General features: G+C 51.5%; 10 protein-coding genes. 7 read left to right on the top strand and 3 right to left on the bottom strand.

The genetic code is table 11. The annotated features are described in order from the left end of the window. The first annotated feature begins 159 nt into the window (after positions 1–159). Positions 160–870 (top strand): endonuclease III domain-containing protein, encoded by a 711-nt coding sequence (locus tag FJM74_RS03315; protein ID WP_187261130.1) that lies wholly within the window; start codon positions 160–162, stop codon positions 868–870. Between the two features lie 238 nt (positions 871–1,108). Here the strand turns inward: FJM74_RS03315 and FJM74_RS03310 are convergent, their stop codons facing one another. Together FJM74_RS03310 and FJM74_RS03305 are read right to left on the bottom strand one after the other, a co-directional pair. Then, the gene (locus tag FJM74_RS03310) at positions 1,109–1,837 is read right to left on the bottom strand and encodes a DUF4184 family protein (RefSeq protein WP_187261129.1); all 729 of its coding nucleotides are present in this window, start codon (positions 1,835–1,837) and stop codon (positions 1,109–1,111) included. A 401-nt stretch (positions 1,838–2,238) separates the two neighbouring features. Further along, the gene (locus tag FJM74_RS03305) at positions 2,239–3,141 is read right to left on the bottom strand and encodes a S66 peptidase family protein (protein ID WP_187261128.1); all 903 of its coding nucleotides are present in this window, start codon (positions 3,139–3,141) and stop codon (positions 2,239–2,241) included. 166 nt (positions 3,142–3,307) lie between these two features. On the opposite strand from FJM74_RS03305, the gene FJM74_RS03300 reads away from it, so the two are divergent. After that, positions 3,308–4,834 carry an AbgT family transporter gene (locus tag FJM74_RS03300; RefSeq protein ID WP_187261127.1) on the top strand — a complete coding sequence of 509 codons (1,527 nt, stop codon included), beginning with the start codon at positions 3,308–3,310 and terminating at the stop codon, positions 4,832–4,834. Positions 4,835–5,588: 754 nt separating this feature from the next. On the opposite strand, the gene FJM74_RS03295 is transcribed toward FJM74_RS03300, so the two are convergent. Further along, the gene (locus FJM74_RS03295; protein WP_187261126.1) at positions 5,589–6,203 is read right to left on the bottom strand and encodes a porin family protein; all 615 of its coding nucleotides are present in this window, start codon (positions 6,201–6,203) and stop codon (positions 5,589–5,591) included. Between the two features lie 190 nt (positions 6,204–6,393). On the opposite strand from FJM74_RS03295, the gene FJM74_RS03290 reads away from it, so the two are divergent. From FJM74_RS03290 to FJM74_RS03270, 5 genes are all read left to right on the top strand, one after another. Next, positions 6,394–7,380, top strand: a complete 987-nt coding sequence (locus FJM74_RS03290) for a radical SAM protein (protein ID WP_187261125.1) — start codon at positions 6,394–6,396, stop codon at positions 7,378–7,380. Between the two features lie 544 nt (positions 7,381–7,924). Beyond that, positions 7,925–9,418: an arabinan endo-1,5-alpha-L-arabinosidase gene (locus FJM74_RS03285; protein ID WP_187261124.1), complete on the top strand. Its 1,494-nt coding sequence runs from the start codon at positions 7,925–7,927 to the stop codon at positions 9,416–9,418. A 182-nt stretch (positions 9,419–9,600) separates the two neighbouring features. Then, positions 9,601–11,592 (top strand): alpha-L-arabinofuranosidase C-terminal domain-containing protein, encoded by a 1,992-nt coding sequence (locus tag FJM74_RS03280; RefSeq protein ID WP_187261123.1) that lies wholly within the window; start codon positions 9,601–9,603, stop codon positions 11,590–11,592. Positions 11,593–11,777: 185 nt separating this feature from the next. After that, positions 11,778–13,769, top strand: coding sequence for a glycoside hydrolase family 97 protein (locus FJM74_RS03275; RefSeq protein ID WP_187261122.1), 1,992 nt, complete (start codon positions 11,778–11,780; stop codon positions 13,767–13,769). Positions 13,770–14,026: 257 nt separating this feature from the next. Then, the gene (locus tag FJM74_RS03270; protein WP_187261121.1) at positions 14,027–15,076 is read left to right on the top strand and encodes an arabinan endo-1,5-alpha-L-arabinosidase; all 1,050 of its coding nucleotides are present in this window, start codon (positions 14,027–14,029) and stop codon (positions 15,074–15,076) included. The last annotated feature ends 142 nt before the right edge of the window (positions 15,077–15,218 follow it).

The raw sequence follows: 15,218 nt of genomic DNA, 5'->3' as shown, positions 1-15,218 counted from the left end.
TATAGCGATATTTGTTACTAATGATTTTGGATCAGCCGCAGTTTTTGTGATGTTCTATCAGGTGTACGATATTTTTTTGGTGATAGCGATAACCTGGAGGTGAATAGCGGTAAACTGCAATTGTACTGCTGCGTAAACTGAAGAAAATATACATGGCTTATGGATGCGCATACGTTGCCGGTGCAGCAGAAAACCCTGCAGACACACGAGCTGCTGAACCAAACCTACCAGGTGCTGGAGCTCCGAAGCCGGCGTTCGCCTATGCAGGAGCTTATCTCGACCATGCTCTCGCACCGCACTACCCACGCCGACGAGGTGAAAGCCTACAATACCATACTGGAACGTTTCGGCGACTGGGAGGGAGTGATGAACGCCCCGGTGGAGGAACTGGCTGATGCAGTGGTCACTACCCGCTACCCAGGGCAGAAGGCACCCCAGATACAGCAAACCCTGCGCATGATAAAAGAGGAGCGGGGCGAGATAAACATCGATTTTCTGCAGGATATGCCGGTGGAGGAGGCCATGGCCTGGCTCACGCGCCTGCCGGGGGTGGGGCTGAAAACCGCTACGCTGCTGTTGCTGTTCAACTTTAAAAAGCCGGTGTTACCCGTAGATACGCATGTGTTCCGGGTGAGCCAGCGGGTAGGGCTGATAGGAGCCAAGGTAACAGCCGACAAAGCCCACAAGCTGCTGCTCGACATGCTGCCGAAAGATGCCGTAGAACTCTTCAACTTTCATAAGCACCTGTTCTGGCACGGGCAGCGCATCTGCACCTGGTACTCTCCCAAATGTGAGCAGTGTGTACTGCAGTCCATCTGCAACTATTATCAGGATGTGCGGGCAAAAGGAATAGACCAGGAGGGCATGTGAAAAGTCATCGCAACACATTTTCGGTTAACTATTGATTGTGTTGGAAGGCAAATTGACGATTGCGAAGTTGAATGTTCTGTCAAAGCCGTGGAGATTACTTTCCAGATCTACTCATCTCCGAATTGAGGAATCAACCATTTAACAATTAGGCCATTCAGTAATTAACGGGTAAATTATTCGAATCAAAATAGCCCTCCGGAGCCTGGCGTTTTAGTTGCTGCTCCTGCTGCTCTATGCCTCAGGACTGCAGATTTTTCAGAATAAGGGGCGCTCCTATCAGGCCTACCAAAAAGGCAGAGATGTAAATAAAAATCAGGTCCCAGTTAATATGCTCTCCGAGCCATACCTTCAGCAGCACGGCAAGTGTGGTTACAGCAAAAACGGTAAGCCAATAAAGGAGCCTACGCCACCCTTGGGCTGGTGCAGCAGGAGCTGGCGGCAGTTTAAGAATGGCATAAAAAATAACAACCGCACCAACTAGCGAGCTCAGGAGCTGCAGGATGAAGAAATAGGAGTAACGGTAGCCGGAATGAACAAAGCTATGCAGCAGAACCGGAAACCAGCCCACGGCGCGCCCCTCTTTGTGAGTGAAGCTGTCCCAGAAAATATGGGAGGCGGCGCCCAGCAGAACAGAAATCACCACCATACCGTAGTTCCGCTTAAAATAACTGATCCAGTCAAACTGCTTAAAGCTGTACAGGCGCCTGCGCAGAAAGCCGGGCAGGTTGTCGATCAGGGCATCGCGCACAAGCACATGAAACACAAAGGCGAGCAGCAGCCCTACGGGCAGGTTGAAATAAAAAATGCTGCGCCAGGTGTGGCTGAAATGATCGTCTGCTGCCATCTTCATAAACTTCTCAAAGTCTGGTGCCAGGCTGCCAGCCACCAATCCCGTTAAAGAAGTCCACCGCCTGAAAACAGCGTGCACGGGTAAAACAATGGCCGGGTGCGAAAAAGTAAAAGGCATTTAATGGAAATAACTGTATAATTAATTGAGTGGGTCCGGCTGGTTTCAGGCTGCACCTCCGGGTACAACGGCTGGCAGCCTCCCGGCATTATACCGAAACAGGATAGGAATAGTTGTAAGGGAAAAGCCGCAGCAAAACCTTGTCTGAACACGTGTTTGTTATAGACAGCAGCTTGAATTTCCTTAATTTGAATTGTTGGAACCTCCGGAAACAGAACACAGGACTTTTCAAAAGGGATAAGTTGATGATTCTTAAAGCCTATTATGGTAATGCGTTTTCAGGCCTCCATATCAACTATTTAACAATCAACAACAAACAATCAGCAACCAAATTATTCAAATGAAAATGCCCCTCCTGAGCTTCTGCTGCCCCTGCTGCCCCTGCACCAATTTAGCTATTATCAGATGTGATGAACATACGCCAAACTCACGCCATCCGGCTGCACCTGCAGCTGGGCTTTTCGTCCGCACACCAGGGCCAGGTTATCAGGCTCGTGCCCTACCGGGAAACCAAAGCAGATAGGGTAATTGTATTTGCCGGTGTGCTCCAGAATGATTTCGTAGGCATCTTTGCCAAACGGTATGGCGTTGTCGTGCATGTCGCTCATGTGGCCTACCACCAGACCTGCCAGCCGACTCAGCTTGCCAGTGCGGTCGAGGTGCACCAGCATGCGGTCGAGGTGGTAGAGGTACTCATCCAGGTCTTCGAGGAAGAGGATCTTGCCCCGGGTGTCGATGTCGGAGCGGGTGCCGGTGAGGTTGTGCAGCATCGAGAGGTTGCCACCCACCAGCTGCCCCTGCGCGGTGCCGGTGCGGTTAAAGGCGTGTGGTGCGGCTGTGTAGGCAATAGGTTCACCGAACAGCACCTGCCGCAGACTCTCAATTGCTGCCTCTGAGCCTTCTTTCGAAAAAAGAACAGGCATTACCGCATGCACCGATTCTATGCCCAGCGTGTGGAGGTGGCTGTGTAAGGTGGTAACATCGCTGAAACCCACCAGCCACTTCGGCCGCTCCTGAAACTGCGAAAAGTCCACCTGATCGATGATGCGGGTCGTGCCGTAGCCTCCACGGGCGCATATAATCGCTTTTACAGCCGGGTCGTCGAGCATCTGCTGCAGGTCCTGCAGCCGCAGGGCATCGTCTCCGGCAAACTGGTGGTAACTGGCCCCGATGGTTTGCCCGATCACCACCTCCAGGCCCCAGCTCCTAAACGTCTGAATAGCAGCATCTATCTCTGGCAGACTTATTTTGCGGGCGGTGGCCACAATGGCAATTTTATCGCCCGGGCGAAGGGGTGGTATCATGTGCATGGCTTTTTTACGGATAGCGAAGGTATGGCTTTTTGAACAAAATTTGCTGAACAGCATTTTTTTGAGCAAATTCGACACCATCCCAGCTTTTAAGGGGGGAAACAGGGCTTACAGCATAGGCTGGGGCCAGCGTCTTGCCACTTGTGTCCGGAAAGAAAATATGCCTGAATTAAAGAAAAAGAAGTCGTGGGTCGATAAGTTTTTATCGGTGATAGAGCGTATCGGGAATGCGCTGCCCCACCCGGCCACGCTGTTTGCGGGCTTTGCCCTGCTGGTCGTGCTGCTCTCGTGGGTAGCAAGCCTGTTCGACCTGGCGGTGGTGCACCCCGGCACCGGCGAAACCATAACCCCTGTAAACCTGCTCTCCCGCGATGGGCTCCACATGATCCTGACGCGCATGGTCACGAACTTCACGGCCTTTGCCCCGCTGGGTACGGTGCTGGTATCGTTGCTGGGTATCGGTATTGCCGAGGGAACCGGTTTTATCGGGGCGGTGCTGCGGCTGGTGGTGCTGTCGTCGCCTAAGCGGCTGCTCACGTTTGTGATCGTGTTTGCCGGCGTAATGTCTAACACAGCCAGTGAGGTAGGGTATGTACTGCTGGTGCCGCTGGCAGCTGTTATTTTCCTGGCGGCAGGGCGGCACCCGTTAGCGGGTCTGGCAGCTGCTTTTGCAGGTGTGTCGGGCGGGTACAGCGCTAACCTGCTGCTTGGTACCGTAGATCCGCTGCTGGCCGGGCTCTCTACGGAGGCTGCCAGAATCATAGATCCGGAGTATGTGGTAAACCCGGCGGCCAATTATTACTTTATGTTCGTTTCCACTTTTATTATTGCCGGGCTGGGAACCTGGGTTACTGAAAAAGTGGTGATACCAAGGCTCGGGGAATATACCGGCGAGGAGAAGCCGGAGCGGATAGAGCGGCTTAATGCCCAGGAAAAACGGGGGCTGCTGTACGCCACTATTGCCTTTGCCTTGCTCACGGCCTTTATTCTTGGTGGGCTCCTGCCAGAAAACGGCTACCTGCGCGACCCGGAAACAGGCGAGATCCTGCATTCTCCGTTTATGTCGGGCATCGTGGCGTTTATTTTCCTGATTTCGGCCATTGTGGGTATCGCCTACGGCATCGGCGCCAAAACCATCCGCAACGACAGCGACGTGATGCGTGGCATGTCCAAATCGATGGAGACACTGGGCTCTTATATTGTACTGGTGTTCTTTGCCGCCCAGTTCGTGGCCTATTTCAACTGGACAAACCTCGGCCTGATCCTGGCTATCAACGGAGCCGATGTGCTCAAAACAATGGGACTGAGTGATATTCCGCTCATGATCATGTTCATCCTGGTGGCTGCCACCATAAACCTGGTTATGGGTAGCGCCTCTGCCAAGTGGGCCATCATGGCTCCTGTGTTTATCCCGATGTTTATGCTGCTGGGCTACACTCCTGAATTTACGCAGGTAGCCTACCGCATCGGCGATAGCGTAACCAACATCATCTCGCCCATGATGTCGTACTTTGCCCTGATTGTAGCCTTTATCCAGCGCTACGACAAAAAGGCAGGTATCGGCACGGTTATCTCTACCATGCTGCCCTACTCGGTGGTGTTCTTTATCGGCTGGACCCTTCTGCTGATTGTCTGGATACTACTCGGGCTGCCGGTAGGGCCTGGCGCAGAGATGTATATGCCGTAAAAGATATAAGACATTTTGATTTGCCAGCTGCAGCAGTAGGTAAAAATGCCTCTGGAGGGACTTTTTCGTTAGCATAATTGCCGGTGGCTACTTGCTGATTGTTTGTTGTTGAATGGTTAAAATAAATTTCTAGCTGGTTGGAGGTGCCTTTGCTGGACGTAGCCGGAAAAACGCCCAGTGTGGTTGGGGGCCTGATGACGGTATCCTACTGATCCTCTAATCCTGATAATCCTGATTCAGGCTTAAAAGTCCTGTGTCTTAAAAAAACCTCCGGAGGGCCAAAAGCATTAGAATAACCCAAGTTGTGCGGTAGAGAGCCTCTCTGACATTGTCCCTTTGTCCTCCTGAAAGGATCTTGTGGGCGAAAGCCTAAGGCAATGGCCACAGGCTTGGGGCTAAGTTAGCATAGCCACTTGTTAAGACTTGATGGCAAAAGCAGCTTGTTTCATGGCCCGTGTCTTTGTTCTTTTTGTCTTGATAAAAAAAGAACCAAAAAAATCAAGATGATTTTGCTTGTCGGGGGCCCCTTCCCCCACTCGCTGAACGCTCTTTGTAGAGGGCCCCTACCCCCAACAAAAAATCGTCATTCGGTGCACCTGGCAACTGTATCTGACTCGTAGTTACCCGCCGCACCACATTATTTAGGGCTACTACCGCACAACTTGGGTTAGAATAATTGAAACCACCTAAAGCAGCAGTGGCTGCCCCAATTGCTGGGGCAGCCACTGCTGCTTTAGGTACCTAAATTCTCCGGCTATCTCAAAAATTTGTACCCGACACTAAAAATAAATTGCTGGTTTCGCATGTTAAAGTTATTGCCCGTTTCAGTGTATTTCCTTTTGATGGTTTCGTACCGGGCGTCAAAGGTGAGACTGCCAATATCGACACCCACACCCCCCTGCACGCCCCAGTCAGATTCGCTCATGTAGTTGTCGAGGGTCTTGCCTTCCTGTTTGGCGCTCATCATAATAGAGGCTACCGGGCCAGCCTGCACCCTGAGGAAGTTCAACAGGTTGAAGCCCACTAGAATGGGCACATCCAGGCGGGTAAACTTAAACTCCTGCGAGCTGCCGGTAGGGGTGCTCAACTGGTTGTCGAGTACCTGTATTTTGCCGCCTGAAGAAGCGAGCACTGCCTCGGGCTGCAGAAAAAAGCCCATAATCTGCAATCTGGCAAATGCGCCGGCATGGTAGCCTGTTATATTTTCAGGGTTTCTGTACTCCGAGTTGCTCACCACATCGCTAAACATGACCTTAGTGGAGCTTACGCCGCCTTTAATGCCTAGCGTAAGCGGCGAAGACTGCGCCTGGGCATCTGCCGAAATATGCAATGCCAGCATGGATAATACCGTCAATAATATCTTTTTCATAGTGAATTCTATTAGTCTTAAAATAACCTTATGCTGAGCATAACGTGCCGAAAATAGAATCTTGTACGTACCTGCTGTTTTTTTGTGCTGGCTCCGGCGAGGTTCCAGTGGCTGCCAGGGTGGCCTTTGCTGCTGGGCGCAAAGGCGGGAACAGTACAATCTTCGCAGATTTTAGCTACTTTTGAAGCCTATGCGCCTTACCTCAAAACCTGTGCTTTGCAACTATTACGTTACCTACCGCTGTAACGCCAGGTGCTCGTTTTGTGATATCTGGGAAAAGCCCTCGCCCTATATAAAGGCCGAGGATGTAAGAAAAAACCTGCAGGACCTGAAGCGGCTGGGTGTGGAGGTGATTGACTTTACCGGAGGTGAGCCATTGCTGCACCGCGAGATAGACGTTTTTTTGCGGATGGCGCACGAGATGGGCTTTATCACCACCCTCACCACCAACGGCCTGCTCTACCCCAAACTGGCGGAGCGGCTAAAAGGCCTGGTAGATATGCTCCATTTTTCGCTCGACTCGTCTTCTAAAACCGAACACGACAATGGCCGTGGTGTAGCCTGCTTCGACTTCGTAATGGAGTCTATACAGGTGGCAAAGCAACTGGGGGAACGACCCGATATTATTTTTACGGTGTTTAAGCATAACCTGGCCCAGTTGGAGGAGGTGTACCAGCAGGTAACGCAGCCCAACAAGCTCATGCTGATCCTGAACCCTGCTTTTGAGTACAATGGCGTGGCGGCAGGAGAGCAACTTACAGAGGCAGAACTGGATTATCTCTCGGCCTTCGGCAGGCGCAAAGGCGTGTACCTGAACGATGGCTTTGTAGAGCTACGGCGTGATGGCGGCAACCACATCGATAAACCTGTTTGCAAGGCTGCCTCCACCACACTGGTGATCTCACCGGAAAACGAGCTCGTGCTGCCCTGTTACCACCTCGGCGCTAAAAGTTTCCCGATACATGGCAACTTGTATGACCTCTACCGCTCCGAACCGGTAAACGAGCTAAAGCGGCAGGAAGGCCGCTTGCCTGCCTGCGAAGGCTGCACGATTAACTGCTACATGCAGCCAAGCTTTGCCGTGGAGGTAAACAAATATTTCTGGAAGGCGCTGCCCAGCACCCTCAAATACAACTTCTACAAAGGCACCTGGAAGCGATTGGTAGGCTTTAACTGAACGGCTTAGCAAAAGGATGCCAATTTAAGACCGAAGAGCTTTCCTTGCCGCGCTCCTCCAGCCTTTTTCTCCTGAGCTAAACTGGCCTGCCTAAACCATTAGCACTTAGAGCAGGCCAGTCTAATAATTTCAAGTTTCTGATGTATAATTTGACAAGGAACCCGCCTCGCAGACTTCTGTCGGAAATCCGGTATTTATCTGAAATAGGTTCAGAGTTTTTTATGCAGAATTCGTAAACCTTATAAAGTTGTCAAAACTACAAGTAAAATATGCGGGTGGCTAAAGCGGACGAAATACTCTTGAAAATAAACGAATAAGCATTAGTTTTTTTAGGCCGGGATACTTGCTATTGATTTAGTAATTAAATACTTTTAAAAACATTTTTTATAAATGTTGAATTTACACTTATATATGAAGCGAGACTTTACATATGAGCGACTCCTGAAATAGATGTCGGCAGGGTAGCACCAGGTTAAGCATGACAGAGGGGGCAGGAGTAGAAGTGTATTCCCTAGAAGCAGATGGCAATTTAAACCAAACAAGCATGAAGAAGTTCCTGACCGGAGCAGCAAAGGCAGCAGGATGTATGTTGTTACTGATTGTCGTGTCCTGTTCAAAAGACAAAGATCCTATTGCCGATGCTACGTACACCCAGCCGCAGCAGCCGTTTGATATCAATAACATCAACGACACCTATCCCAACCTGGCCCCTATTGATTTCTCTGGCAGGTGGGGGCCTTACAATACACACGACCCGTCGGTATTAAAAACAGGAGAGTACTATTACTCCTATAGTACCGATGCCGCTTTTGGAACCGCCGTGAAACCCGGCATCCAGGTCAGGCGGTCTAAGGATCTGGTGGAGTGGGAATTCAGAGGCTGGGCGCTTAGCGGGCTGCCGCAGCAGGCGGTAAACTATATCACCGGCAAAAAAGCTTCGCCAAACCAGTCCATCTGGGCACCTTACATCCTAAAGGTGGGGGCAGAGTACAGACTCTACTACTCGCTTGCCTCCACAGGTTTTCGGGTAAGCGCCATCGGCCTGCTGACTTCCAACTCCCCTGAAGGACCCTGGCTAGAAAAAGGCCTGGCCGTGACATCAGAAACAAACGGCCCCGGCACCAATGCCATAGACCCTTCGGTGGTGGTAACGCCCTCCGGAGAGCACTGGATGCATTACGGCTCTGCCTGGGATGGCCTTTTTGTGGTGCAGCTCGACCCTGCCACCGGCCTGGCCAAAACTCCCGGCGACAGAGGCAAGCGCATTGTGCGCAGAGGCATGACGGGCGGCATGTACAACGGCAACCTCGAAGGCCCGGAGATTATCTACAACGAGCAGCAGCAGCTATATTACCTGTTTGTGTCTTACGACTGGCTCGAAACCAAATATAACGTGCGGGTATACCGGTCGCCAAACCCCGATGGCCCGTTTGTGGATTGGAATGGCGTGAATGTGGATAACCAGGCCGATAACGGACCCATGATCCTGTCGCCATACAAGTTTATGGGGCACGGAGGCTGGCAAGGAGTGTCTCACCCTGCTGTTTTTAAAGACAATGGCAAGTACTACATTGCCCACCAGGGCAGGCCGGGCGGACCGGGTAACGAGCGGTTCTATATGGTGATGCATGTGCGCGAAATTGTATGGACAGAGAGCGGCTGGCCCGTAGTGTCGCCGCAGCGTTATGCCGCTGTGCCGCAAACGCCCGCCATTACACCTGCCGACCTGGCCGGAGAGTATGAGCAGATTGTACTCACGCAGCCCGTGGTGCCAGGCTACGGCAACGAGCAGACAAACCCGGGCTTCTCAGAGGCCTTTGCCACTAAGCTGAATGCCAATGGCACTATAAACGAAGGAGGCAATAATACCTGGGTATACAATGCGCCCTGGCTGGAGCTGAAGTGGAACGGCGGCCAGTTTACAGACAAACTGCACGTGTCGCGTGGCCGGGATTGGGAGAATAAAGTAGCCTCAACCATTGTCATGACCGGCCTGAACGGAGACGGAACCGCCATCTGGTTAAAAAAGAAACAGTAAACAGGCTTGTTCTCTGCTTCCTGAAACCGGATTAATACGGATTTAGTAGCAGTAGCAACAGCAGAAAAATCGCTGGGAGGGCTGTTTTGATTAGAATAATTGTCCTAAGCCTGTGCGGAGTCAGGAGTTTGTGACAGCAGCAGGCATATCTAAAATTTTACACATCTATTTCACACACAACCATGGCAAGTAAGTTCGCATCTTTTGCTGCCTTAGCGCTGGGATTAACGATGTCGGTTAATGTCTCGGCTCAGAAAGCGCAGTCTTTTGTCGTAAAAGCCAATCAGCCAAAGGCCACTGTGGCACCTACCATGTGGGGCCTGTTCTTTGAGGATATAAACCTTGGAGCGGATGGCGGTATCTACGCGGAGCTGGTAAAAAACCGCTCTTTTGAGTTCTATAACCCCATGATGGGTTGGAAAGAGCAGAAAAGAGGTGGTGGTGAAGGTACCTTGCTGGTGCACAACCGCAGCGAGGTAAACCCGGCCAATCCACGCTTCCTGCGCCTGCAGGTTAAGTCAGATCAGGGCGATTACGGCCTGATCAACGAAGGCTTCCGGGGCATGGGCATCAAGCAGGGCAACCAGTACGATTTCTCGGTGATGGCACGCCAGCACGAAGGCAGCAAGGTGGCTCTGAACATAGAGCTCGTAAATGCCAAAGGTGAAAAAATCGGAACAGCCACACTGGCACCATCCGGCAACGAGTGGAAGAAATACAACGTGAGCTTTACCGCTACAGCCACCGAGCCTAAAGCACAGATGATCGTGTGGGCAAAAGGAAAAGGAGCCATCGATCTGGATATGATCTCACTCTTCCCGAAGGATACCTGGAAAAACCGCCCCGGTGGCCTGCGTGCCGATATGGTGCAGCTGCTGGCCGATATGAAGCCCGGCTTCCTGCGTTTCCCGGGTGGTTGTATCGTGGAAGGCCGTACGCTGGATGAACGCTTTCAATGGAAAAAAACGGTGGGCAAGCCGGAGGAGCGTGAACTGATCGTGAACCGTTGGAACACCGAGTTCAATCACCGCCCCACACCAGACTATTACCAGAGTTTCGGCTTGGGCTTCTTTGAGTACTTCCAGCTTTCAGAAGATATTGGCGCAGAGCCTGTTCCGATCCTGAACTGCGGCATGGCCTGCCAGTTTAACACCGGCGAAGTTGTTCCCCTCGACCAGCTGGACCCTTACATTCAGGATGCCCTGGACCTGATCGAGTTTGCCAACGGCCCTGCCACCACCAAATGGGGTAAGCTACGTACCGATATGGGCCATCCGGCTCCGTTTAACCTGAAGTATCTGGGTATAGGAAACGAGCAGTGGGGCGAGCAGTATATAGAACGCTACAAAGTTTTCGAGAAAGCGCTTACTGCAAAATACCCTGAAATCCAGCTGATCTCTACCACGGGTCCTTTCCCGGATGGCCCCGAGTTTGAATACCTCGATAAAACACTGCGCAGCATGAACGACGCGCGGGTAGATGTGATTGATGAGCACTATTACCGTCCTGCCAAATGGTTCAGAGAGAATGCCACCCGCTACGACAGCTACGACCGCAAAGGGCCGAAGATTTTTGCCGGTGAGTATGCCGCGCAAAGCGTAGCCATCGCCAGCCCCGACAACAAGAACAGCTGGGAAATGGCCCTGTCAGAAGCTGCCTTTATGACTGGTCTGGAGCGAAACGCCGATGTGGTGACCATGACCTCTTACGCCCCGCTTTTTGCGCATGCCGAAGGTTGGCAATGGACTCCGGACATGATCTGGGTAGATAACCTCCGCGCCTACGGTACACCGAACTACTATGTGCAGAAGCTGTTCTCTACCAACGCCGGCACCAACGTAGTACCCGTGCTGCTTGGCAACCAGGCCGTAACCGGTCAGGATGGCTACTACGCCTCTGCCACTATAGATAAAAAGACAAATGAGCTCATCCTGAAAGTGGTGAACACCAGCGACAAAGCCCAGAATGCCGATTTTACCATAGAGGGTGTGAAAAGGCTGCAGGGCAAAGGTACCCATACAGAACTCACCAGCCAGAAGCTGGACCAGGTGAACTCTTTTGAGGAACCAAAGGCCATTAGCCCGACCCAGAAGCAAGTAAACGTGAAAGGCAATAAAGTGAGCATGTCGCTGAAGCCGCATTCGGTGAACGTGTTCCGGGTAAAAACATCGTAGCTCCGGAGGGCCTTTTTCATTCTAATAATTTCTGATTTTTAATTTGGCGAAGCACTAAGTAAGGTCTCAGGAGCAAACCCGCCAGTTTTAGGAGTAACATCTTACCACTGGCGGGTTTATCTTTCAGAACAATCAAGTAAATCAGGCTAATCCTTACATCAAGGATCAGACAAAAAATACAGCATATGAAAAGAAACAGCTTGCGCCTGAGAAATAAGCTTATTGCCCTTTTCTGGGCTCTGCTGCTAGCGGCAATCAGTTCCTGTTCTTCCACTAAATCAGAGCAGGGCGGAGAGCGTGCAGGCGATGCAGCTACGCCACTGGCAAGCCCTGACAAAAGCATAAGCGTGCAGTTCCGCTTGTCAGACGATAAGCGGGCATTCTACAGCATTAGCCGCAACGATTCGGTGGTGCTGCAGGATTCTAAACTAGGTGTGGAGATGGAGGACGCTGACTTTACGCAAGGGTTGGTGCTGGAATCGGTGTCGGGTGTGGAGCAGGTGCGCGATAGCTATGAGATGCTTAATGCCAAGCGAAGATACAATACGTATACAGCCAACAAACAAACTTTTCACCTTCGCAATGAGGCCGGTCAGAAAGTAGACATCATCTTTCAGGTATCTGACGATGGAGTGGCTTTCCGGTACTATTTTCCTGGCGAGTCAACAGACAAAAAGAAGATCAGCAAGGAGATAACTTCCTTTAAACTGCCGGAAGGGGCGAAGGCATGGCTGCAGCCTATGTCCGATGCCAAAACCGGTTGGGAGAAGACCAACCCATCGTATGAGGAGCATTATCAGAAAGACATTGCCGTAGGCACTCCCTCTCCTATAAAGGCAGGTTGGGTGTTCCCGGCCCTGTTCCGCAGTGGCAGCACCTGGTTACTGGTTACCGAGTCAGCTTCTTATGGTGACTATTGCGGTTCGAGGCTCCACGCCGAATCGCCTGGTGGGGAGTACAGCATCGATTTTCCGCAGGAGGAGGAGAAATACCCCGGCGAAGTCCTGAACCCAGAATCTGCACTGCCCTGGTTTACGCCTTGGCGCATCGTGGCAGTCGGAAGCCTGAAGACCATTGCCGAGTCTACGCTAGGCACCGACTTGGCAAAGCCTGCCGTTACCATGGATCAGTCGTTTATTAAACCAGGCAAGGCATCGTGGAGTTGGGTGATTTTAAAAGACGACTCTACGGTTTACAACGTGCAGAAGCGCTTTATAGACTATGCCGCCGACATGAACTGGAGCTACTGCCTCATTGATGCCGACTGGGACCGGAAGATAGGGTACGAGAAGATAAAAGAGCTTGCTGACTATGCCAAAACCAAAAACGTTGGCCTGGTGCTCTGGTACAACTCGGCCGGCCCCTGGAACACCGCCCCCTACACCCCCCGCGACAAAATGCTGACTCGCGAAGTACGCCAACAGGAGTTTGCACGGCTGCAGCAAATGGGCATCAAAGGCGTAAAAGTCGATTTCTTTGGCGGCGACGGGCAATCGGTGATGCAGTATTATATTGATATCCTGAATGATGCGGCTGCTCACAAACTGCTGGTCAATTTCCATGGCTGCACCCTGCCGCGTGGCTGGCAGCGCACTTACCCGAACCTGATGACGATGGAGTCTATTAAAGGAATGGAGTTCATAACCTTTGAGCAGCGCAACGCCGACGAGGCCGCCACCCACAACACCATGCTGCCCTTTACCCGCAACGCCTTCGACCCGATGGACTTTACGCCGGTGAACCTGAGCGGTGTGCCGAACATCAACAGAAGAACCACAGTAGGGCATGAGCTGGCGCTGTCGGTGCTGTTTTTATCGGGCATACAGCATTACGCCGACACCCCGCAGGGCATGCAAACAGTGCCGCCCTATGTAAAAGACTTTATGCGGCAGGTGCCTGTCGTTTGGGACGACAGCCGTTTTGTAGACGGTTTCCCGGGCAAGTTGGCTGTAATAGCGCGTAAAGCAGGCGACCGCTGGTACGTGGCCGGCATAAACGGAGAAAACACCGAGAAGAAAGTACAACTCGACCTCTCGTTCATCAGCCAAACAAAAGGCCAGTATATTACCGACGGAAAAGAAAAAGCCTCGTTCCAGAACAACACCGTAGACCTTTCTGCCAGCAGAACCCAGGAAGTAACCCTGAAGCCAAACGGCGGCTTTGTAATGGTATTTTAATAGTTGATTGCTGGTTGTTGATTGTTAAATGGCTAAATTGTTGAACGTTTGATTCTTTAATTTGGAGATGTGAAAATTCTCCGATTTGGAGATGAATTACCTGAGCAGACTTTAAAGAACGATTTACCGTGAATTCATAGTTTTTAACTCTTAAAGAAGGTTTTATGTCTTGTGTCCTTTTTAGCACCAGAGGCTCTGGAGGGCCAAAATCATTAGAATAATTGCGGTAAATTAAAATATAAGAAAGGAACATACCCATGAAGTTGAAATTAAAAAGCCTGTTGCTGCTGTGTTTGCTGGCGAGTATGGCGCTGCAGGCGCAGGCGCAGGGAGGTAGGCAGCAAGTAGGAGAAACGCGGCAGGATATTATAACCCACGACCCCGTTATGGCCAAACAGGGCGACCGTTACTACCTGTTCAGCACCGGGCACGGCATCTCCAACTGGTCGTCGGGCGATATGAAGAACTGGACGATGGAAAAGCCCGTGTTCGAAACAGCGCCGCAATGGGTCGTAGATACCATCCCCGATTTTAAGAACCATATCTGGGCACCAGACATTAGTTTCTACAACGGGCAGTATTACCTCTATTACTCAGTGTCGGCGTTCGGCAAAAACACCTCGGCCATTGGCCTGGTTACCAACCCTACGCTGGACCCCAACGACCCGAACTACAAATGGACGGATCAGGGCAAGGTTATTCAGTCTTACCCCGGCAAAACCAACTGGAACGCCATAGACCCACATATTATCACCGACAAGAAAGGAACAGCCTATATGAGTTTCGGCTCTTTCTGGGATGGCCTTAAAATAGTGAAACTCAGCAAAGACCGAAAAAGCATAGCCGAAAACCCGGACAACCTGCTGACCATTGCCAGCCGTAAAAAAGATCCGTCGGCTCCCAATCCTCCGGCCATCGACAATAATCCGGTAGATGCAGGCGGTAATGCCATCGAGGCTCCTTTTATCTTCCAGAAAGGCAAATATTACTACCTCTTCGCCTCTATCGATTACTGCTGCAAAGGCGTGAACAGCTCTTATAAAATGATTGTGGGCCGGTCTAAAAAACTGCTGGGCCCTTATGTAGACAAAGAGGGCGTGCCCCTGAACAGGGCGGGCGGCACCCTGCTGCTGCAAGGCGATGAGAAATGGCATGGCGTGGGGCATAACTCGGTGTACAATTTTGATGGTACCGATTACCTCATCTTCCATGGCTACGATGCCGAAGCCAACGGAGCCCCTAAGCTGCGCATCGAAAAACTGAGCTGGACCAAAGACGGCTGGCCGGTGGTGCAAACCAGCGAGTAACATGATTTCCGGGGCAGCCTGATACCACGTCGGCTGCCCCGGCCGTTGGTAATTTGTTTAGCAGCCGTAGCCGCACCAGAAGGGGCGCACCGCTCCGGAGGGCCTTTTTCATTAGAATAATTAGCTTCATGAGGTGGTATTT

Origin of the sequence: Pontibacter beigongshangensis (assembly GCF_014332515.1) — a bacterium.
Classification (GTDB): Bacteria; Bacteroidota; Bacteroidia; order Cytophagales; family Hymenobacteraceae; genus Pontibacter; species Pontibacter beigongshangensis.
Note: the sequence above shows the minus strand (reverse complement) of the source record. Positions and strands in the feature narration are given on the sequence as shown.